The organism is Flavobacterium solisilvae (assembly GCF_012911605.1).
GTDB classification, from domain to species: Bacteria; Bacteroidota; Bacteroidia; order Flavobacteriales; family Flavobacteriaceae; genus Flavobacterium; species Flavobacterium solisilvae.
The window spans coordinates 23,401-46,636 of record NZ_JAAMPT010000197.1; the positions used below are offsets into that span (position 1 = coordinate 23,401).

Below are 23,236 nucleotides of genomic sequence, written 5' to 3' on the forward strand. Positions count from 1 at the left end.
TTTTGTGCCATAACAATGTAAAACATAAATTATGGCAATTGAAATCCTCACTAAACAAGACCTAAATGATTTCCGCACGTTACTACTAGACGACATTAGAGAAATCTTTCAAAACAAAACAGAGCAAACCAAACAATGGCTTAAATCCTCAGAAGTTAGAAAGCTACTCAATATTTCTCCAGGAACACTCCAAACCTTACGCATTAACAAAACCTTATCCTACACCAAGATCGGCGGAATAATCTATTATCCATACAAGGATATTGAAAAACTACTCGATCAAAACAAAGTAAGTTCCGAACGCACATTATTTAATTCTAAGTAATTCTCTTGTCATACCGAGCGCAGACGAGGTACTTTATCATTCAAATGCTTCTTGTCACTAAGAATGTCATCCTGGGCTTATCGAAGGACTTTGCGTGCTTTGCGCCTTCCTTGTGGTCTTTGCGGTTAAACTATTCACTAATTACTCTTCACTAATCACTCATCACTAAACCATGAACTACATAAAACACCTAACAGGATTTTTCGACAGAGTAGCAAAAGACAAGTTGCTCAATCCAACACATGTAAGTTTATACATGTCATTGTTCCAATTCTGGAATTGCAATCGGTTCAGAAATCCAATTAGTATTTCTCGTGATGAAATAATGCGAATAAGCAAAATCAGCTCAAAGGCAACCTATCACAAATGTCTCAAAGCTTTGCATTCGCAGGGTTATATTAAATACGAACCATCATACAATCCATTCAAAGGCAGCCATGTTTTTTTATTCAATTTCTCCGATGATTTAAAGCCTTTACCCAAAAGTGCCAGTTCAAATTTTAAACCAGTCATTGAACAAGTCGTGAACAAGTCGTGTACTAGTGATGAAACAAGTAGTGAACAGGTTAATGAACAAGTCGTAGTACCTTATATAAACAATACAAACAATTCAAACGATTTAAACAATTCAAACAGCTTAAACTTGGGCGAGCAATCAAAAAAAATTGAAGAAGATGTCATTGCGAGGAACGAAGCAATCTTATCAACCGAAGCCGAAGAAGACAAAGAAAAAAAGTTGCGTGAAAAAAAGAAAGAGTTTATTGTCACTTCGAGCGCAGTCGAGAAGCCAACAATCGAAAATGTCAAATCCTATTTCCAAAAAAACAACTTCCCGGAACTCGAAGCCCAAAAATTCTTCAACTATTTCTCAAGCATCGGTTGGCTAGTCGGCGGCAAAACACCAATGGTCGATTGGCAAGCCACAGCACAAAACTGGATATTAAACGCACCAAAATTCATCACAAATGCAGAACCAAACCGTCCAAAACAACTCAACACCACAACCGAAAAAGACTATTCAGAGCCACTTTAACCTGAACTTGTTTCAGGTTCTTTGCGAACCTTGCGCAAATCTTCGCGGACTTTGCGGTTAAACTTTTAGCTATGGAAAACGAAATAAAAACCCATTACAACTACCAAGAAATAATCGCATGGATAGAGCAAAAAGGCATCGAGCTATACGGAACCCATTTCAAAATACTAGAAACCGATTATCCAATCATCTACAAATTAATCGCGTATTTTCTCAAAGATGAGGTAACCTGTTTTCAATACAACATAAACCTCAACAAAGGAATTCTACTTTCTGGACCAATCGGCTGTGGCAAAACCTCAATAATGAACATCATGAAATACCTAACACCAACCGAACACAAATTTTTCGTAAAACCATGCCGAGATATAAGCTTCGAATTCATTCAAGACGGCTACCAAATCATACACAAATACAGTAAGGGAAAACTCTATGAATTCGAACCAAAAACAATATGCTTTGACGATTTAGGAACAGAAAGCAACCTAAAATACTACGGAAACGAATGTAACGTCATGGCAGAAATTCTGTTAAGCAGATACGATGTGTATATCGCAAAACGAATACAAACCCACATCACAACTAACCTATCCGCATCCGAAATAGAAACACAATACGGCAACCGTGTCCGAAGCCGAATGCGTGAGATGCTCAATCTTATTGCTTATGATAAAACAACCTCCGATAAGAGGTAAAACAACTAATTTATAACTAGAACAACCAACTATGAAATCTATCTCAAAGCAAAGCGTCTTCAAAATTCTATTAAAATCTATACTTCTATGTGTCTAAAAAAATAAAGTAGTAACACAATCAAAATAAACCTTAGCGAACCTTGCGACAACTTTGCGACTTTGCGGTAAAAAAAAACTTAAAACCTAATAATCATGAAAAACATAACCCTTTTCTGGAACTGGATCCAGTACAACGAACAAACCCTAAGAAACCTACAAAACGAAAAACCAAAAATCCAAAAGCTCTTTCTTTTCTGGCTCGACAAAAGCCTACATTACTATTCCGAAGGATTAGATTGCATACTAGTATTTCCAAAAAGAAACAACAAAACAATACAACTCATAATTTCAGCAAACGGTAATCCCGATTATTTTGAAGCAGTCACAAATTTGGTAGATAATGCACCAAAACTCAATCATTGGAACTTTATAGCTTTCATACAACCATCAGAAAATATCGAGAAAATGGAAGCCGGATTAGACAAACCGTATGTATTCAAAGACATTAATCTAAAAGCCAGTGAAATAAAATTTGAACCTTTACAATACGAAAATTGCAAAAAAATAGACATGATTGTGTACTTAAAAAACTACACCGTTCATTGCAATAATAAAAACCTTCTAGAAGTGGTCTATGTAATTATTCAAGACATCATTGGCGAAAAAGCACTTTCTGAAAATATCAATTTTGTCGAATTAGAACAAATGCCAAGTGAAGAAAACATTGAGTTAATTTATCTGTATGATTTGCAGTATTACTTGGATGACATTAACAGTAAAAAAATATAAATAAAATAATTAATCCATTTGTTTTGAATTATATATTAATAAAATTAATACTTTTACACTCGTGAAACTCTTAAACTACATATTATCAATCTATCTGGTAGCACTTTCTTGTTTACCATGTGCAGACATGGAAGTAAACAGTGCAGCTCACAAAGTTGTTGAGATTTCAGCTAATCATGATGAAAAGTCCCACAATCACGATAAAGAAAACGATTTGTGTTCGCCTTTTTGCAGTTGTAATTGCTGTGGTTCACAAATAGTAAGCTATTTTAAAATGTTGAACTACAATTTTACAGTAGTTTCAAAGACTATTACAACCCAATTACCATCTTACGCTTCACAATTTACTTCCAATTTCTACGGAAGTATCTGGCAACCACCTCAAATAGTATAACGATGCCCGAGTAATTTCGGGTTAGAAAGTTGTGACCTTTTCACAAATAATAGCAAAAGTAGTTTTGCTAATTTTCTAATTCATTATAATATTTTCAATGTTAGACAAAATCATACAGTTCAGTATAAAGAACAAGTTTATAATACTTTTATTTACTTTGGTTCTAATAGCTTTTGGTAGCTACTCTATAAAACAATTACCGCTTGATGCGTTACCTGATGTAACCAACAATCAAGTACAAATAATAACTACTGCACCAACTTTAGCAAGTCAGGAAGTAGAACAATTAATCACTTATCCATTAGAACAATCTGTAAAGACAATTCCAAAAGTTATTGAATTACGAAGTATTTCTCGTTTCGGACTTTCGGTAGTTACCGTAGTTTTTAAAGACGATGTCGATATCTATTGGGCAAGAGAGCAAATTTTCCAACGTTTAAAGCAAGCCGAAGAAAATATACCAGCTTATGCAGGTACACCAGAGTTAGGTCCAATTTCAACAGGTCTTGGGGAAATTTACCAATACGATGTCTTTGCCAAAAAAGGGTATGAAGATAAATACGACGCCATCAAGTTAAGAACCATTCAGGATTGGATTATTGTTCCTCAGCTTCAAGGTGTTGAAGGCGTTGCCGAAGTGAGTACTTGGGGTGGGAAATTGAAACAATATGAAATCGCAGTAAACCCAAATACGCTTAACAGTCTTGGAGTAACCATTACTGAAATTTTTGAAGCACTCGAAAAAAACAATCAAAATACAGGAGGAGCTTACATCGAAAAAGACCAATATGCCTATTTCATCCGCGGTGTCGGTATGGCAACAGGAAATAAAGATTTAGAAAAAGTTGTCATTAAAAACAGAAACGGGGCACCGGTTTTAGTCAGGGATGTGGCAACCGTTAGAGAAGGCATTGCATTGCGTTATGGAGCTTCCACAAAAGATGGTAAAGGGGAAATCGTTTGTGGTATGGCATTGATGCTAAAAGGTGAAAATTCAAAAGCGGTAAACGAAAGAGTAAAAGAGAAAATGGAGCAAATCAATAAAACACTTCCCGAAGGTGTTGTTGCTGAAGCTTTTATTGATAGAGGAAAATTAGTTGATAATGCAATCGGAACAGTTACTAAAAACCTACTCGAAGGCGCATTAATAGTAATTTTTGTCTTGATTTTATTTCTTGGTAATCTTCGTGCAGGTTTAATAGTTGCTTCTGTAATTCCATTATCTATGCTTTTTGCGGTAATTCTAATGAATTATTTTGGCGTAAGTGGTAACTTAATGAGTTTAGGAGCAATCGACTTCGGAATTATTGTCGATGGTGCTGTAATCATTGTTGAAGCCACAATGCACCATTTGCAAAAACTCAAACGACAAAATAATTTAACCCAAACTGAAATGGACAGTGAAGTATATAAATCAGCTTCTAAAATCCGTAACAGTGCAGCTTTTGGAGAAATCATAATCTTAATTGTATACCTACCAATTTTAGCATTAGTTGGTACTGAAGGTAAAATGTTCAAACCTATGGCAATGACGGTAGGCTTTGCAGTAATCGCAGCATTTGTTTTATCACTGACGTATGTTCCAATGATGAGTGCAATGTTTTTATCCAAGAACACAGAGCATAAGCCAAACTTTAGCGATAGAATGATGGCATGGTTCGAGAAAATATATGCACCATTTTTAGAAAAAGCATTACGATTAAAAAAAACAGTTTTGGCTATTTCATTAGGGTTGTTTGCTTTGGCACTTATAACTTTTCAAAATATGGGAGGCGAATTTATTCCAACCATTGAAGAAGGTGATTTAGCCATTAATGTTACCATTATGACCGGAAGCTCATTAACACAAATGGTAGAAACAACTACTAAATATGAGAAAATCCTAAAAGCAAAATTCCCTGAAATAAAAACCATTGTAACAAAAATCGGAAGTGGAGAAATTCCAACCGATCCAATGCCAATTGAGAGTGGCGATTTTATTATTGTACTGAAAGACAAAAGCGAATGGACTTCTGCATATAATTGGGAAGATTTAGCCAATTTGATGAAAGAAGAAATGGAAGTTATTCCAGGAGCGAATATCGAAATATCACAGCCTATTCAAATGCGCTTTAACGAGTTAATGACAGGAAGCCGAAGCGATATAGCCATTAAGATTTTTGGTGATGATTTAGAGATTTTAGATACAAAAGCCAAAGAATTGATTTCAAAAGTTAGTAAAATTGAAGGTGTTGGTGACTTAAAAGCTGATAAAGTTGTAGGTCTGCCGCAAATCACAGTCAAATACGATTACAATAAAATAGCCTTATACGGTTTGAATATTGTCGATATCAATCAAATAATTCGTTCCTCATTTGCCGGAGAAAGCGCCGGTAAAATCTATGAAGAGAGCAAACGATTTGATGTAGTGGTTCGTATGAATGAGGCTAATAGAAGTGATATAACCGATGTGAGTAATTTATTTATTCCATTGCCAAACGGTCAACAAGTACCCCTTTCCCAAGTAGCAACCATCAGTTACGAACAAGGGCCTGTACAAGTATCTCGTCAAGATGGAAAGCGAAGAATTACAGTTGGTCTAAATGTTCGTGGTCGTGATATAAAAAGTGTTGTTGAGGAAATTCAACAAAAGTTAGACACCAATTTCAAACTTCCAGCAGGATATTATGTTACGTATGGTGGACAATTTGAAAATCTAGTGGAAGCCAATAAACGCCTTTCGGTAGCTTTACCAATTGCTTTAGGACTTATTTTGGTTTTATTGTTTTTTACCTTCAACAGTATGAAGCAATCATTACTGATTTTCACAGCCATTCCATTATCAGCAATTGGTGGTGTTTTTGCTCTATGGTTACGCGGAATGCCGTTTAGTATTTCGGCAGGAATTGGTTTTATTGCTTTATTCGGAATTGCTGTTTTAAACGGAATTGTGCTAATATCTTATTTTAACCAACTTAAAACGGAAGGAATAACCGACCCAATGCAACGTGTCTTAATCGGAACAAAAACAAGATTGCGACCAGTATTAATGACTGCTGCGGTAGCTTCACTTGGGTTTTTACCAATGGCATTGTCAACAAGTGGCGGAGCCGAAGTTCAAAAACCATTAGCAACTGTAGTAATTGGCGGATTGGTTTCGGCTACATTACTAACCTTAATCGTTTTACCAATTTTGTATTTACTCTTTGAAAAGGGAATTAAAAGAAGAAAAAAAATGTCAAATCCAATTGTAACACTAATAGTTTTATTAATAAGTAGCTTTTCATTTGCTCAAAATAGCCAAACCATAACGCTAGAAAAAGCCATTGAAAAAGCAAAAGCAAATAACATCGATTTAAAAATTGCCGACAAGGAAATTGAAAAACAAACCGTCCTCAAAAAAACTGCATTTCAAGTAGATCCTTTGCAAGTACAATACCAAGGCGGACAATTCAACAATGTTGATTACGACCATAATGTTTCCATTCAACAGTACTTTCCTATTGGTAAAATCACAAAAGCCAATAGACAATTACAAGAAGAATTAGCAAAATTGGCTGAAAAGCGAAAAGCATTAACCGAATATGAAATCGAAAAAGCGGTAACACTTGCGTATTATCAATATTTATACGGTGTTTCCATTCAAAAACTGAATACTGAATTGTTCGACATTTATTCCAAATTCCTAAAAAATGCAGAGCTTCGTTTTCAAACAGGCGAAAGTGGTAATATTGAAGTCATAAGTGCCAAAGCTAAAGTAAAGGAAATCGAAACCCAAAAAGCACAATTAGAATATGATTTGGTTGTATATCAAAAGCAATTACAATACTTCATTCAAACCGATGAAAATATAATTCCAGATGCTACAACGCCACTGAAATATGCAAACCCAACTGATGTGAATAATGCTAAAGTGGAAGGATTGGTAAACGACTATTACACACAGCAAATTACAGTCTATCAAAAAGAAGCTAATACATTCAAAGCAATGCGTACACCGAGGCTAGGATTAGGTTATTTCGGGCAAACCATTGAAACAAAATCGTATTTTCAAGGATTTACTGCTGGTGTACAAATTCCTTTATTTGGTGGAGCAAATACCGCTAAAGCGAAAGCTTCGCAGATAAGTATTTCGCAATCGCAATTAGAATTGGATAAAAGCAAACTGACTTTAAAACTACAAAAAGAGGAACTACAAAACGAGTTTGAAAAGCAGAAAAAAGCAGTGGCGTATTATCAAAACGAAGGATTGCAATACGCAGAGCAAATTATTACAACAGCACAAAAAAGTTATGCCAATGGCGACATGAGTTATTGGACTTACATCAGTTTTTTAAACCAAGCCATTGATATTAAAAAGCAAAACGCAGAAGCTGTTAATACCTATAATCAAAGTGCTATTCAATTGCAATTTCCATCTTTCAACAATAATTAATATTCAATAATATGAAAAATATAAAATCAAAATCGAAGTTTTTCTTAATACTTAATACTCTTGTCTTAATACTTTTTACTTCTTGCGGCGAAAAGAAAACCGAAGAAACACACGAAGAAGAAAAATCGGAAACCGAAGTAGCACTAACAGAAGCGCAATTCAAAACCATTGGTATAGAAACAGGAACTATCGTAATGAAAAACCTCAATACGGTAATCAAAGCAAACGGATATACTGCTGTTCCACCTCAGAATATGGCAAATATATCAACCTTAATTGGTGGTGTCGTAAAAGATATTTATGTGTTAGAAGGCACTTATGTGGTAAAAGGGAAAACATTAGCAACCATCCAAAACCTTGAAGTAACCGAAATGCAAGAAGATTACAATTCGGCTATTGCAAACATTGAATACCTACAATTAGAATACAACCGCCAAAAAACATTGAGCGATGAAAATGTAAATCCTCGTAAAACGTTTCAAGAAGTTAAGTCAAAATTAGCAGTTGAAAAAGCAAAAGCACAAGCAGCAAAAAATAAACTACAAGCGTTGAATGTTAGTTTAAAAGGCAGCACTTCTTTAATTCCGATTGTTTCGCCGATAAGTGGTTATGTGGGTAAAATTAGCATCACCAAAGGAGCGTTTGCAGAAACCGGAGTTACTCTTTTTGAAGTAGTCGATAACAGCCAAATGCACTTAGATTTGAATGTGTTTGAAAAAGATTTAGGTAAAATTTCCGTTGGTCAAGAAGTCGATTTTGTACTTACCAATCAATCCAATAAATCAATAAAAGGAAAAATATTCGGTATCAATAAATCATTTTCTAACGAAAGTAAAACCGTTGCAGTTCACGCCAAAATCAATCCAAGCGATGCTAAAGATTTAATTTCCGGAATGTATGTAGCGGCTAATATCAACATTACTAATCAAACAGTTCAAGCTTTGCCAAAAGATGCTATTGTTAGAAATGGAGACAAATATTACATTTACATTCAAGAAGAACACCAAGAAGAAACTCCAAAAGTAAAAGAAGAAGAACACAATCACAAAGAGGGCGAAGCACATAATGAGCACGCTGAAGGCGAAGAGGAAGAACACAACGAAATTCACTTTAAAGCCATCGAAGTAATACCAGGAACAACCGATTTAGGATATACTGAAATAAAATTAGTTGAAGAAATTCCTGCCAATGCAAAAATAGTAATTAAAGGAGCTTTCTACTTGCTGGCAACATCAAAAGGTGGTGGCGAACACGAACATTAATAAATAATAATTTAAAATAAATAACATGAAAAATTCAATTTTAAAATCAATCGCTTTTTTAGCAATAGTATTTTTTTCAACAAATCTAGTTTCAGCACAAAAAACTACTCAAAAAGCAGTCATAAAAACTTTCTTTCATTGCGACCATTGTAAAGAATGTGAAACGTGTGGTTTAAAATTCAAAACAGAAATGCTTAAAATAAAAGGAATAAAAATGTATGAGTTAGATGATAAAGCAATGACTTTTACAATCTATTACAATTCAAAGAAAACTACTTTACAAACAATTAAAGAAGGTATCTCTAAATTAGGTTATGATGCAGATGAAGTAAAAGCAGATCCAAAAGCGTATGAAAGTTTAGATGGTTGTTGTAAAGCTTAGTCATGAAATTTAATACGATAATGCCAAATAAGCTAATTCCTTTTTATCAAAAAGAGTTAGAATTAGTTAAGGATAATTTACAACTAAATGATTTTCAAAATGCTTGGCATCATTTGGAACGTGCACATATAATAGCTCAAAAATATCCATGCGAGCATACATTTGTACATTGGAAAATGTTACAATTTGGTATTAAGATTAAAAGTACAAATGAGGTAATTGGTCAAATACCAAGATTATTGATAGGTGGTGTAAAATCATTTGTTGGACATATTCCTGTTGGTAATACTGGTGGTGCAAACGTGCCACCTTTAAAACCAATGGAAATTCCGAAAGACATACAAAAAATAATAAATTCAAATTCTTAATAATTGAATTATGAAACATCAACACAAATACGATGCACAAGGAAAACAACTTTGTTGCACATTAGAAGAAAAAATAAATAAAAAACCCGATAATCATTCTGATGATGACGGACACGACCACAACCATTCCAACGAAGAAAAGTCAACGTTTCAAATGTTCCTACCAGCAATCATAAGTTTTGTTTTGTTAATGGTTGCCATTGGTTTCGATAATTACTTTCCACAATCGTGGTTTACAGGTTGGGTACGAATTATATGGTATGTTGTTGCTTATGCACCAGTTGGTTTTCCTGTAATCAAAGAAGCTTTTGTTGCTATAAAGAAAGGAGAGATATTTTCAGAATTTTTGTTAATGAGTATTGCAACTATTGGAGCATTTGCCATCGCAGAATTTCCAGAGGGTGTTGCCGTGATGCTGTTTTATGCCGTTGGCGAAGTCTTTCAAACACTTGCAGTTCAACGAGCCAAAGCAAATATAAAAGCGTTACTCGACCAACGACCAGATGAAGTTACTATTTTAGAAAACAATGTAGCCAAAACAATCAAAGCAGCAACCGCTAAAATTGGCGATATTATCCAACTCAAAGCAGGAGAAAAATTAGGTTTAGATGGCGAATTACTTTCCGATACAGCTTCATTCAATACAGCAGCACTTACCGGAGAAAGCAAACCCGATACCAAAGCAAAAGGAGAAACCGTTTTAGCAGGAATGATAAACCTAAATTCGGTTTGTCAAGTAAAAGTTACAACCGCTTATACCGATAGTAAACTGTCAAAAATACTTGAAATGGTGCAAGATGCAACAGCAAAAAAAGCACCAACTGAATTATTCATACGCAAATTTGCCAAGATTTACACACCAATTGTGGTGCTTTTAGCCATCTTAATTTGTGTAGTTCCAATGCTTTTTGTAGCGGATTATCAATTTAGAGATTGGTTGTATCGTGCTTTAGTCTTTTTAGTTATCTCATGTCCTTGTGCGTTAGTCATCAGTATTCCGTTAGGATATTTTGGCGGAATTGGAGCTGCTTCCAAGAACGGAATTTTATTCAAGGGAAGCAATTTTCTTGATGTAATGGCTTCTATTCAAAATGTAGTAATGGACAAAACAGGCACAATGACAGAAGGTGTTTTTAAAGTGCAAGAAGTTGTTTTTAATTCCAATTTTAATCAAAACGAAATACTGCAAATGGTAAATGCTTTAGAAAGTCAAAGCACACATCCAGTCGCAACAGCCATTCATCAGTTTGTTGGAAAAATTGATAGTACAATTGAACTAAAAGAGGTTGAAGAAATTTCAGGGCATGGTTTAAAATCCCTTGTCAAAGGAAAAGAATTATTAGTTGGTAATTTCAAACTAATGGATAAATTTTCTATTAAATATGATATTGATCCTACAAGTATTGTTTATACATTAATCGCAGTAGCTTACGATAAAAAGTTTGTAGGATATATAACCATTGCCGATAGCATAAAAGAGGATGCTCAAATCACAATCGATAAACTTAAAGCGTTGAATATTAAAACCACAATGTTAAGTGGTGATAAAAATACTGTAGTTCAGTTTGTTGCAAAATCACTCGATATAACAAATGCTTATGGCGATTTACTGCCCGAAGATAAAGTAAACAAAGTTAAAGAAATCATTGCTAAAAATGAAACGGTTGCTTTTGTTGGCGATGGTGTAAACGATGCACCAGTAGTAGCATTAAGCAACGTAGGAATTGCAATGGGCGGTTTAGGAAGCGATGCCACAATAGAAACTGCTGATGTAGTTATTCAAGACGATATGCCTTCAAAAATCCCAATGGCTATTAACATTGGTAAACAAACTAAAAAAATTGTTTGGCAAAATATCACTTTAGCATTTGCTGTAAAAGCAATAGTTTTAGTGCTTGGAGCAGGTGGTTTAGCCACAATGTGGGAAGCCGTTTTTGCCGATGTAGGAGTAGCTTTGTTAGCTATTTTAAACGCAGTTAGAATTCAGAGAATGAGATTTTAACATCAATTTTAACATAATGCAATAATTTTTAGCTAAATTTGTACTGTTTTAATAGATATATGAACAAATACCACATGATACTTGTAGTTTTATTAGGCATGTTCCTCATCCCTAATACTGCTATGGCTTGTGGTAAAGGTTCAGAAAAGAGTTCGTGCAAAAAAGAAATTTCATCCAATAACGCAGAAAAAAAGAGTTGCTGCGGTGATGAAAATTCAAAAGATAAAGACCACAAAGGATGTAAAGGCAATTGCGGTCACTCAAAATGTGGTTGTTCTTCAACGTGTCCAACTTCTTCAGTAAGCTTTTTATCTGAAATTAATTTTAAAAATTACATGTTTAGCTATTCTTCAATCGAGAAAGTTAAATTTTCATACACAACACCATCAATCTCTGATGGGTTTTATTTCATTTGGCTAATTCCTAAAATAAGCTAAATCCAAATTTTGACAGCCATAAGTGTGTCAAATTCATAGCGTTTTGCTATCCAATTCACAACAGTTTTAGAAACATTTTACTACACCATTTTCATGTTGCAGTATCATTTATCTTATAACTGTAATTATCTCAAATTTATTTTATCAATCAATCAAGGTAAATCACTTTGATTACTAATACCTTATTTAAAATGAAAAATTCATTTATAAAAATAATGGTAGCGGCTGTAATGTTGCTATCTACTGCTATCAATGCACAAATAAAAAATTCAAAAACAGAAAAAGTTAAAGTTTATGGAAACTGCGGTATGTGCGAAACTAAAATCGAAAAAGCAGGAACGATTAAAAAAATCGCCTCTGTAGATTGGAATAAAGATACTCAAATGGCTACGCTAACTTACGATGCAAAAAAGACAAACCAAGACGAAATATTAAAAAGAATTGCACTTGTTGGGTACGATAGTGATAAATTTCTCGCTCCTGATGATGTCTATAATAATCTTCACGGTTGTTGTCAATATGATAGAGTGGCAAAAGTTCCTGTAAAAGAAGAAACCGCTACTGCTAGCAACGAAAGCCATTCTAATCACAATAATAATTCAGATACTAAAACAGTAATTCAAAATGAAAATCAGTTAAAATCAGTATTTGATACTTATTTTTTATTGAAAGATGCTTTAATCACCTCTGACGGAACCAAAACAGCTTTAGCTTCAAAAGAACTTTTGGCAGCTGTAAACAATGTCAAAATGGACAAACTCGAAATGGACGTGCACATGGTTTGGATGAAAGTTGTAAATCTTATTAAAGAAGATGCAACTCATATCTCAGATACAAAAGATGTAAAACACCAGCGCGATCATTTCACTACACTATCCAAAGATATTTATACACTAATTAAGGTTTCCAAATACGAAACGGCTGTTTACTATCAATTTTGTCCAATGTACAGCGATGGTAAAGGTGCCAATTGGTTGAGTAAAGAAAATGCAATCAAAAATCCGTATTACGGTTCTATGATGTTAAGTTGTGGTAAAACGGTAGAAACCATCAAATAAGTAAGATGAAAAAAATTGTAATACTGTTTCTTTTAATCGCTACAGTTACAAACTCCAAAGCTCAAATTAAAATCGGCGATGCTATACCATCAATTACATTAAAAAGTAATACCAATAATGTGATTGATATCACATCCTTTAAAGGTAAATATGTACTTGTCGATTTTTGGGCTTCTTGGTGTGCGCCTTGCCGATTGGGTAACAAAAAGTTAGTGAAACTTCACAACGAAATAAGCTCAAGCAAAGTAGAAATTATCGGAATATCAATCGATACCGATGCCAATAAATGGTTAAAAGCGATAGAAAAAGATAAAATCAAATTTACGCAACTCATAGACCCAAATGGATTTGATGCTAATACAGCATTACAATTTGGTGTTGAAGAGTTACCATCTAAATACCTATTCAATCCCGAAGGTATTCTAATGGCTAAAAATCCGTCAGAGGAAGAAATAATGAAATTAATAAAATCATAAAATGAAAAAAATGTATCTAATTATTACATCAATGATTTTGATGTTTTCCATAAAAAGTAATGCACAAATCGTAAAAGCTGAAATCAGAGCTACAGGTTTAACGTGTTCTATGTGTTCCAACGCCATAAATAAACAGCTAAAAAGTATGGAAGAAGTGGTTGCTGTAGAAACCGATCTAAATACCAATACGTTTACAGTAACACTCAAAGAAGGTAATGATTTAAGTCCCAAAGTATTTAAAGAGAAAGTCGAAAAAGCAGGTTTTTTTATTGGTTCATTGTTACTTACAGCAAAACCAGAAACCATTACTAAATCCTCGTATATTTTGGTTAATGACAAAAAAAGTAATGCTTTAGAAATTCAATTTCAAGTGGTGGACAAAGGTTACGTAACCGAAAAGGAATTTAAAAAATTATCCAAATCATATAAGAATGTCGAAACCTACGCTTCAAACAACGAAGAAGATTTTCACATTAAAATGATAAACTAATGAGAAAGGTAATTTTATTGTTTGTAGGCATCAGTTGCCAAACTATTTTCAGTCAAGAATTATTTGTAGTAACCGATCCAGCTAGTAATGTTCCTGCAAATTCTTTGGCAGTGAATGTGATGCAATCTGCATTCAAAGAGGAATTTGAACCAGGTTACAATTATCATTTAATGCCAGAGATAACGTATGGTATTAATAAAAATTTAATGGTTAGAGGTTCTGCGTTTATCAGCACAAGAACTAATGCATTGTATGCAGAAGGCGGTGGTTTTATGGCAAAGTACAGATTTTACTCCGAAGATGATTTGAATAGTCATTTTCGTTTGGCAGCTTACGGAAGATACAGTTTCAATCGTGCCGACATCCATCAAGAACAAATAGAAATTCAAGGGCACAATACTGGTTTTGAAACAGGAATAATAGCTACAAAATTGGTAAAAAAAATAGCGATTAGTTCATCGGTTAGCTTTGAAAAAGCACTGGACAACCAACCAAATTATCCTTTTCCGGATAACATTGGCGACAATGCTACCAATTACACATTATCTTTTGGAAAATTAATGTACCCAAAAAAATACACTAGTTTCAAACAAACCAACATCAATCTAATGGTTGAATTTGTCGGACAAACCATCAATGAGAATGGTAAATCCTATTTAGATGTAGTTCCTGCAATACAATTCATTTTCAACAGTCAAGCGCGACTAGATTTTGCCTACCGACAAGAGTTAATGAGTTCAATGGTTCGTTCAGCTCCAAATGGATTTTATTTCAATCTGTATTATACATTTTTTGATTTAAAAAGTAAAAAATAATTTTAAAAACATAAACTATGAAAACACTTATTATAACTGCTATTTTAGCAATCACTTTAATTTCTTGCAATAATAAAAACAACGAAAAAGAAAGTTCTAAAACAGAAACTTCTACAAATTCTAACGAGCTATTTGCTTGTTCGATGCACCCAGAAGTAACTGGTAAAAAAGGCGAAAATTGTTCTAAATGTGGAATGGAATTAACAGAACCTGTTGCTCAAGCTAAGTCAGAACACAACCATAATGACGGTCTTCACGAACATAAAGACACTACAAAACTGAAAACTAATGAAGCTGAAAAAAAAGTGGTTGAAGCAGAAATTGCTAAATCACCATTTTCAATAAAAGAAATAGTTACAAACTATTTAAAAATTAAAAATGCACTAACAAAAGATGATGCTAAAACTGCGGCAATTGCTGGAAATTCATTATTCAAAGTTATGGCATCAACCAATACAAATGCTTTAACACCAAGTCAGAAAAAAGAGTATATAGACATTGTTGATGATGCAAAAGAACACGCGGAACACATAGGTAAAAATGCAGGTAAAATTGACCATCAGAGAGAACATTTTGCAATTCTTAGCAAAGACATTAATGATTTAATTAAAATGTTTGGAACTGATCAAAAGCTGTATCAAGATTATTGTCCAATGTACAATGATAGTAAAGGTGCTATATGGATTAGCGAAACCAAAGAAATTAAAAATCCATTCTATGGTTCTCAAATGCTTACTTGTGGTAGTTTGAAAAAAACGCTTTAAAATGAAACGTAAATTCAAGAAGATTGCATTAGTATTCTTTTTAGTGTTTATAGCCATTCAATTCTACCAACCAAAACAGAATATAAGTAATTCGTTCGATATTGGGAAAAACTTTGCAAACAACTACAAAGTGCCGCCAACAGTTCTTAATTCATTACAAAAAGCGTGTTATGACTGTCACAGTAACAATACCAAATATTTGTGGTACGATTATATTCAACCTGCTAGGATGTTTGTCGAAGATCATATCAAAAACGGAAAAGAACAACTTAATTTCAATGAGTTCGCTTCGTATTCAAACAGAAAACAACAAAGTAAGTTAGAAGCTATAAGCAAAGAAGTAAAATCGGGCGATATGCCTTTGAGTTCATATACTTTGTTACATCACGATGCTAAACTTACAAAACAAGAAAAAGAAGCTATAATTGCTTGGATAAATAAAACGTTGAATTCAAAAAATTAAAAAATGAAACTCTATATCAAAAATATGGTATGTAGCCGTTGCAAAATGGTAGTTAATTCTGTATTCGAAAGTATAGGAATTAATCCTATTTCTGTTGAGTTGGGAGAAGTTGAATTGAAAAATGACATTCCAGAAAATTTAAAGAGGCAATTACTAAAAAGCCTTCAAGCAATTGGCTTCGATTTAATAGATGACAGGAAAAGTAAAACAATCGATAAGATTAAAACATTGATTATTGATTTGGTCCAAAATAAAAATAATGATTTAAAAACGAACCTGTCAGAGTTTCTGTTCCAACATCTTCATCAAGATTATAATACCCTAAGCAATCTCTTTTCCGAAGTAGAAAACACAACAATTGAAAAATACTTCATTAATCTGAAAATTGAGAAAGTAAAAGAGTTGATCATCTATGATGAATTATCCCTAAGCCAAATAGCTTACTCTTTAAACTATAGTAGCGTTTCACATTTAAGTAATCAATTCAAAAAAGTAACCGGCTTTTCACCAACACACTTTAAGAATATAAAAACCATTAAACGAAAGCAAATCGAAGACTTATAAATCTTGCAAATCAAACCCAAAATTTTGCAAATACAAAAAGCAGTTATGATAGAAATTTGTATTAAAATAATATAAAAAATGATACATACTTACAGCATTACCGGAATGACTTGCGATGGTTGTCGCTCTAAAGTCGAGAAAGCATTGAATACTATTGATGGTATTGAAGCAAAAGTTTCATTAAGCCCACCAGTGGCCATAATTACTATGGACAAACACATTCCAACATCAAAGTTGCAGGAAGCACTGACGACTGTTGGAAAATACACCATAGAAATGAGCAATGATAAAACTACAGAAGATACTACAACTAATGAATCCGCTGCAAAGTCATGTTGTTCTACTCATGAGCATAATTATAAAAAAGAGGCTGTTATACCAACCAACGCCGCTGGTAAATATTATTGCCCAATGCATTGCGAAGGCGAAAAAGTCTATGACAAAGCGGGCGATTGTCCTGTGTGTGGAATGGATCTAGTCAAAGCACCTGAACTAACCGTAAACAAGACACTATATACTTGTCCAATGCATCCCGAAGTAATTAGTGAAACTCCGGGTTCCTGTCCTATATGCGGTATGGATTTAGTACCAATGGAACCAAGCGAAAGCGAAGACCAAAGGACTTATAAAGATTTGGTTAAGAAAATGAAAATAGCAGTTGTGTTTACAGTTCCCATTTTCGCCATTGCCATGATTGAAATGGCACACAATAATCCTTTATTGCAACTAATGGATGCGGACAAATGGAACTGGGTACAGCTTATTTTATCTCTTCCTGTTGTTTTTTATGCCTGTTGGGTATTTTTTGTTCGCGCCTGGAAATCAATAATCACTTGGAATTTGAATATGTTTACCCTTATCGGAATCGGTACAGGAGTGGCTTTTCTATTTAGTTTAGTCGGAATGTTTTTTCCTGATATTTTTCCAAGTGAATTCAAAACAGAACACGGAACTGTATTATTATACTTTGAAGCAACAACAGTTATTCTGACTTTAGTTTTGTTAGGACAATTACTCGAAGCAAGGGCACACAGCCAAACCAGCGGAGCTATCAAAGAATTATTAAAACTTGCGCCAACTGAAGCTACTTTGGTTATTGATGGCGGTGATAAAGTAATATCAATCCACGACATCAAAAAAGGCGATTTATTGAGAGTAAAACCCGGAGATAAAATTCCTGTTGACGGTAAAATAACCGATGGGGAAAGCAGTATAGATGAAGCCATGATTACTGGTGAGCCAATACCGGTTGATAAAAAGAAAGGCGATAACGTAATTTCCGGAACAATAAACGGAAACAAATCATTTGTGATGATAGCCGAAAAAGTAGGTTCCGAAACCTTGCTATCTCAAATCGTGCAAATGGTAAATGATGCCAGTCGTTCACGAGCTCCAATTCAGAAATTAGCAGATAGTATCTCCAAGTACTTTGTGCCAATTGTGGTCATTATATCGGCAATAACCTTTTTTGTTTGGGCAAAATTTGGTCCCGAACCAGCATTGGTGTATGGCTTTATAAATGCTATTGCTGTATTAATTATAGCCTGTCCTTGTGCTCTGGGTCTGGCAACTCCCATGTCAGTAATGGTTGGTGTTGGCAAAGGAGCACAATCAGGCGTTTTGATAAAGAATGCTGAGGCTTTAGAGAACATGAATAAGGTTAATGTTTTAATTACCGATAAAACAGGAACCATCACCGAAGGAAAACCATCTGTCGAAAAAATTTATGCATCCAATAACAACGATAGTGACTTATTGCAAAGCATTGCTTCCTTAAACCAATATAGTGAACATCCATTGGCACAAGCTGTGGTAATTTATGCCAAAACAAAATCCATTTCTTTAATCGAAGTAAAAGATTTTGAAGCCGTTGCCGGAAAAGGAGTTACAGGAACAGTTGCTGGTAAAAAAGTAGCATTAGGTAATAAAAAACTAATGGAACAAGTTAAAGCAACAGTTTCTGACGATTTAGAGAACAAAATCATTATTGAACAAAAATTAGGAAAAACAGTCTCTTACATTGCCGTTGATAACATAGCTGTTGGTTTTGTATCTATAACAGATGCTATTAAAACTTCTAGCAAAGAAGCCATAAAAGAATTAATGAGCCAGGGTGTCGAAGTAATCATGATGACTGGTGACAATGTCAATACAGCTAAAGCAGTTGCTGATGAATTGGGATTAAAAACCTATAAAGCTGGATGCTTACCCGAAGACAAACTCAAAGAAATTAAAAAATTGCAGGCAGAAGGCAAAATTGTAGCCATGGCTGGCGATGGTATAAATGATGCGCCGGCATTGGCACAAGCCAACATTGGAATAGCAATGGGAACAGGAACAGATGTCGCTATTGAAAGTGCCAAAATAACTCTGGTCAAAGGCGATTTACAGGGTATCGTAAAAGCCAAGAATTTAAGCCATGCTGTTATGAGAAATATTAAACAAAATCTATTTTTTGCCTTTTTCTATAATGTACTTGGTGTCCCAATTGCAGCTGGTGTGTTATATCCGGTTTTCGGAATTTTACTATCTCCTATGATTGCAGCTTTGGCAATGTCTTTCAGCTCCGTATCTGTTATTATCAATGCCTTGAGACTAAGAGGTTTAAAACTATAATAATTAACGATAACACGAATGAAACTAAAAAATAACATAGATAAATTAGGAACAATCGGGATGTTCTTTACAGCATTGCTTTCGCCTTGCTGTTTCCCTCTTTTTGCATTTGTAGCATCTGCTTTAGGTTTAGGTAGTTTTGAACTTTTTGGAGGTTGGACAATGTGGATTTTTCAAGGGATGGTCCTATTATCTTTAGTTGGCTTTTTTCTTTCCTATCGCCTGCATAGATGCCTATATCCTTTGTTGATAGCTATTCCAAGTACAATAATCATTTTTTACAGCTATTACTTTTGTAATAATGATTATCAGTCCTATTTTTTATATACTGGTATGTTCGGGCTTCTTATCGCTACAATAGTCAATTATCATAGAAACAAACTTCACTATGGCTGTAATACTTGCACGATGTACAACGGTAAATCAGTAGAACTGAAATCAAAAATAACATGTCCACATTGCGGTCACAAAAAAGAAGAAATGATGCCTACTGATGCTTGTCAATTCTTCTATGAATGCGAAAACTGTAAAAAAATAGTGAAACCTAAACAAGGTGATTGTTGTGTTTATTGCAGCTATGGCACTGTAAAATGTCCACCTATTCAATCAGGTGAAAAGTGCTGCTAAAAATAGTACAGGGCAGCATGCGGAAGCTAACAAAATGAAAGCTAAGCTTAAAGAATTAGATTAATATTCCAACATATTTAAAAATTAAAATAAATGAAAAAAAACATCCTATTAAGCTTTATGCTTTTGCAATCTGTAATACTGTCAGCACAAGACAAAGTTCAAATTAGAGTAACTGCAGCTAGCCCTGCAGCATCGTATGAGCAAGAAGTGGGTAGCGCAAAAATAAAAATTTCATATAGCAGACCTTTAGTCAGAGGACGAAAAATATTTGGGGAGTTAGTACCATTTGATAAACTTTGGCGAACAGGGGCAAGTGATTGTACTGTAATAACTACTTCCGAAGATATTTCATTTGGCAACAATGTATTAAAAACAGGTAGTTACTCAATATTCACAATTCCTTCAATCAATGAGTGGACTATAATTATCAACACAGATACTACTTTACATGGCGAAACCGGCTATGATGAAAAAAAGGATGTGATGCGTTTCAAAGTTCCTGTCGAAAAAAGCTCTAACTTCTATGAAACATTTACAATCGATTTAAATGACATCAACAGTAAGGGTGAAGCATTTCTGAAAATACTTTGGGAAAATACGATGGTTAAAATACCAATAAAAAGCCAAGAAGATGATACAATAGTAGCATTGATAGAACAACATATCATAAAAGGAAAAACCCAGGATGCCAATTTATTGTTTCAGGCAGCTAATTATTATTACAGCACAAATAGAGATTATAAACAGGCAATAATTTGGCTTTTAGAAGCAGAAAAATTAAACCCTGAAAACTTCTATTACCCAAATTTGAGACAAAAAATAGCATCCGAATTAAAAGATTACACTAATGCAATAGCAGCAGCAAAAAGAGCAATTACTTTGGCTGATAAGGAAAAAATGAAAACTACAATCGAGACACTAAATAAAAGAATAGCGGATTGGGAAATAATATTAAAAAATTAAAATTATGAAAACTAAAGTATTAATTATCGTTTTTCTGTTTTTTATTACTCATTTACTTGTTGCGCAAAACATAGTGCGTTACGATTTGTATGTTCGCGATACTATTGTCAATTATTCTGGTAAAGAAAAAAGAGCCATAGCAGTTAATGGTCAAATTCCAATGCCAACACTAACGTTTACCGAAGGTGATATTGCCGAAATTTATGTACACAACGAATTAAAAGAAAGCACATCGTTACATTGGCACGGACTATTTTTGCCTAATAAAGAAGATGGTGTACCTAATTTAACACAAATGCCAATCAAACCTGGTACTACTCATAAATACACTTTTCCAATCATACAAAACGGAACACATTGGTATCATAGTCATTCTGGCTTACAAGAACAAATCGGAATGTATGGAATGTTCATCATGAATAAAAAACAAAATGATAAAACATTCCGAAAAGGAATTGATGATTTACCAACTGTTCCAGTTATTTTAAGTGAATGGACTGATTTAAAACCAGAAAACGTTCATAGAATGTTACACAATGCAACCGATTGGTTCGCCATCAAAAAAGGTACTACCCAAAGTTATGCAGAAGCTATAAAGCAAGGTCATTTCAAAACAAAAATTGCCAACGAGTGGAAGCGCATGAACGCAATGGATGTGAGCGATGTGTATTATGAAAAGTTTCTTATTAATGGTAAAAATGAAAATCAATTATCACAATTCAAAGGCGGTGATAAAGTTCGATTGCGAATAGCTAATGGCGGTGCTTCATCTTATTTTTGGCTAACTTATGCTGGAGGAAAGATTACTGTAGTTGCCAGTGATGGTAACGATGTTGAACCAGTTGAAGTAGATCGATTATTAATTGCGGTATCAGAAACCTATGATGTTATTGTTACAATTCCTGCCGATAATACTTCCTACGAATTTTTAGCAACTCCAGAAGATAGAACTAAATCAACTTCATTATACATTGGCAATGGCATCAAACAATTAATTGCTCCTTTACCTAAATTAAAATATTTTGAAGGTATGAAAATGATGAATGGCATGATGAAAATGAACGGCGACTTGGACGATATGGGAATGAGTATGTCCTTAAACCAAATGGATATGAATGTAGTAATGTATCCAGAAATAACTGGTGCTACAAATGCAAAAAACAAAGAAAATGAGAGTAGTATGGAAATGAAAAATGACCATTCCAACCATAATCAAAATCAATACAATGCCAATAAGCTATCTAGTATTACAACACTCAACTATGCAATGCTAAAAGCAACTGATAAAACGACATTACCCAAAGATGCACCAGTAAAAGAACTTCGTTTTGAGCTTACAGGAAATATGAACCGATACGTTTGGAGTTTAGACAATAAAGTAGTTTCTGAAACCGATAAAATACTTATAAAAAAAGGAGAAAATATTAGAATTACGCTTTACAATGGTTCCATGATGCGTCATCCAATGCACTTGCATGGTCATGATTTCAGAATTATTAATGGTCAAGAAGAGTTTGCGCCTTTAAAAAATGTAATGGATCTAATGCCAATGGAAACAAATATTATTGAATTCAATGCAAATGTTGAAGGCGATTGGTTTTTTCATTGTCATATTTTATACCACATGATGGCAGGTATGGGAAGAGTTTTTACCTACGAAAACCAAGCTCCAAATCCACTTATTCCAAATCCCAAATTAGCACAAAGAAAATTATTTGCCGATGATAGAGCTTTTCACATTATGGCTGAAAATGATTTTGCTACCAATGGAAATGATGGAATGGCGATGATCCAAAATACACGTTGGAGTTTAGGAGCAGAATGGCGATTAGGGTATAATGATATGCACGGCTATGAAGCAGAATTCCACTTAGGAAGATACATAGGAAAAATGCAGTGGTTAATGCCTTTCATTGGTTTCGATTGGCGTTACAGAAAAATGAACGGAGAAATCGAAAAAAATATTTTTGGACAAGAAAACACCAAAGATAAAAGAGCCGTTTTAAGTGCAGGAGTTAATTACACACTACCAATGTTAGTAATTGCACAAGCCGAAGTTTTTCAAGATGGAAACGTAAGATTACAATTAATGCGTGAAGACATTCCAATTTCTAAACGATTAAGAATGGGTTTTATGGTTAATACAGATACAGAATTCATGCTCGATGCTCGTTATATTTTAAAAAGAAATGTAAGTCTAAGAACGCATTACGATAGTGATATGGGATTTGGATTTGGATTGAATTTGAATTACTAA

The 23,236-nt window shown here is 34.0% G+C and carries 22 protein-coding genes and 1 pseudogene; all 23 read left to right on the top strand.

Translation table 11 applies throughout. The annotated features are described in order from the left end of the window. Positions 1-31 precede the first annotated feature (31 nt). Positions 32-325, top strand: a complete 294-nt coding sequence (locus G6042_RS03095) for a helix-turn-helix domain-containing protein (protein ID WP_026704825.1) — start codon at positions 32-34, stop codon at positions 323-325. A 172-nt stretch (positions 326-497) separates the two neighbouring features. Further along, positions 498-1,358 carry a transcriptional regulator gene (locus G6042_RS03100; RefSeq protein ID WP_169522839.1) on the top strand — a complete coding sequence of 287 codons (861 nt, stop codon included), beginning with the start codon at positions 498-500 and terminating at the stop codon, positions 1,356-1,358. A gap of 71 nt (positions 1,359-1,429) precedes the next feature. Continuing rightward, the gene (locus G6042_RS03105) at positions 1,430-2,053 is read left to right on the top strand and encodes a P-loop NTPase family protein (RefSeq protein WP_169522841.1); all 624 of its coding nucleotides are present in this window, start codon (positions 1,430-1,432) and stop codon (positions 2,051-2,053) included. A 192-nt stretch (positions 2,054-2,245) separates the two neighbouring features. Continuing rightward, positions 2,246-2,881: a hypothetical protein gene (locus G6042_RS03110; protein ID WP_169522842.1), complete on the top strand. Its 636-nt coding sequence runs from the start codon at positions 2,246-2,248 to the stop codon at positions 2,879-2,881. Positions 2,882-2,942: 61 nt separating this feature from the next. Beyond that, complete coding sequence (locus tag G6042_RS03115) at positions 2,943-3,275, top strand: DUF6660 family protein (protein ID WP_169522844.1); 333 nt, start codon at positions 2,943-2,945, stop codon at positions 3,273-3,275. 97 nt (positions 3,276-3,372) lie between these two features. Continuing rightward, complete coding sequence (locus G6042_RS03120) at positions 3,373-7,689, top strand: CusA/CzcA family heavy metal efflux RND transporter (RefSeq protein ID WP_169522846.1); 4,317 nt, start codon at positions 3,373-3,375, stop codon at positions 7,687-7,689. Positions 7,690-7,700: 11 nt separating this feature from the next. Continuing rightward, positions 7,701-8,951 (top strand): efflux RND transporter periplasmic adaptor subunit, encoded by a 1,251-nt coding sequence (locus tag G6042_RS03125; RefSeq protein WP_169522847.1) that lies wholly within the window; start codon positions 7,701-7,703, stop codon positions 8,949-8,951. 25 nt (positions 8,952-8,976) lie between these two features. Beyond that, positions 8,977-9,333 carry a hypothetical protein gene (locus tag G6042_RS03130; protein WP_073364527.1) on the top strand — a complete coding sequence of 119 codons (357 nt, stop codon included), beginning with the start codon at positions 8,977-8,979 and terminating at the stop codon, positions 9,331-9,333. Between the two features lie 2 nt (positions 9,334-9,335). Continuing rightward, positions 9,336-9,701, top strand: coding sequence for a DUF3703 domain-containing protein (locus tag G6042_RS03135; protein WP_073364524.1), 366 nt, complete (start codon positions 9,336-9,338; stop codon positions 9,699-9,701). 10 nt (positions 9,702-9,711) lie between these two features. Next, positions 9,712-11,703: a heavy metal translocating P-type ATPase gene (locus tag G6042_RS03140; protein ID WP_169522849.1), complete on the top strand. Its 1,992-nt coding sequence runs from the start codon at positions 9,712-9,714 to the stop codon at positions 11,701-11,703. 74 nt (positions 11,704-11,777) lie between these two features. Then, complete coding sequence (locus G6042_RS03145; protein ID WP_169522850.1) at positions 11,778-12,140, top strand: hypothetical protein; 363 nt, start codon at positions 11,778-11,780, stop codon at positions 12,138-12,140. Between the two features lie 191 nt (positions 12,141-12,331). Further along, a complete protein-coding gene (locus G6042_RS03150; RefSeq protein ID WP_169522852.1) occupies positions 12,332-13,198 on the top strand; it encodes a DUF3347 domain-containing protein in 867 nt (288 codons plus the stop codon). A 5-nt stretch (positions 13,199-13,203) separates the two neighbouring features. Beyond that, positions 13,204-13,674: a TlpA family protein disulfide reductase gene (locus G6042_RS03155; protein ID WP_169522853.1), complete on the top strand. Its 471-nt coding sequence runs from the start codon at positions 13,204-13,206 to the stop codon at positions 13,672-13,674. A gap of 1 nt (position 13,675) precedes the next feature. Continuing rightward, positions 13,676-14,164: a heavy-metal-associated domain-containing protein gene (locus G6042_RS03160; protein WP_169522854.1), complete on the top strand. Its 489-nt coding sequence runs from the start codon at positions 13,676-13,678 to the stop codon at positions 14,162-14,164. Next, entirely contained in the window at positions 14,164-14,979 is an 816-nt protein-coding gene (locus tag G6042_RS03165) for a hypothetical protein (protein ID WP_169522856.1), read from the top strand. Before G6042_RS03160 ends, G6042_RS03165 begins: the two co-directional genes overlap by 1 nt. Positions 14,980-14,996: 17 nt before the next feature. Beyond that, positions 14,997-15,743, top strand: a complete 747-nt coding sequence (locus G6042_RS03170; RefSeq protein WP_169522857.1) for a DUF3347 domain-containing protein — start codon at positions 14,997-14,999, stop codon at positions 15,741-15,743. Between the two features lies 1 nt (position 15,744). Further along, the gene (locus tag G6042_RS03175; protein WP_169522859.1) at positions 15,745-16,206 is read left to right on the top strand and encodes a heme-binding domain-containing protein; all 462 of its coding nucleotides are present in this window, start codon (positions 15,745-15,747) and stop codon (positions 16,204-16,206) included. A 3-nt stretch (positions 16,207-16,209) separates the two neighbouring features. Next, positions 16,210-16,770: a helix-turn-helix domain-containing protein gene (locus G6042_RS03180; protein ID WP_169522860.1), complete on the top strand. Its 561-nt coding sequence runs from the start codon at positions 16,210-16,212 to the stop codon at positions 16,768-16,770. A 78-nt stretch (positions 16,771-16,848) separates the two neighbouring features. Next, positions 16,849-19,386 (top strand): heavy metal translocating P-type ATPase, encoded by a 2,538-nt coding sequence (locus tag G6042_RS03185; RefSeq protein ID WP_169522862.1) that lies wholly within the window; start codon positions 16,849-16,851, stop codon positions 19,384-19,386. Positions 19,387-19,404: 18 nt separating this feature from the next. Then, positions 19,405-19,743 (top strand): annotated as a pseudogene (locus tag G6042_RS14240) (MerC domain-containing protein); the annotation flags it as partial. Between the two features lie 51 nt (positions 19,744-19,794). Beyond that, a complete protein-coding gene (locus G6042_RS14245) occupies positions 19,795-20,013 on the top strand; it encodes a GDCCVxC domain-containing (seleno)protein (RefSeq protein WP_229658308.1) in 219 nt (72 codons plus the stop codon). 93 nt (positions 20,014-20,106) lie between these two features. Continuing rightward, entirely contained in the window at positions 20,107-20,979 is an 873-nt protein-coding gene (locus G6042_RS03195; protein ID WP_169522864.1) for a DUF2911 domain-containing protein, read from the top strand. 4 nt (positions 20,980-20,983) lie between these two features. Beyond that, entirely contained in the window at positions 20,984-23,236 is a 2,253-nt protein-coding gene (locus G6042_RS03200; RefSeq protein ID WP_169522866.1) for a multicopper oxidase domain-containing protein, read from the top strand.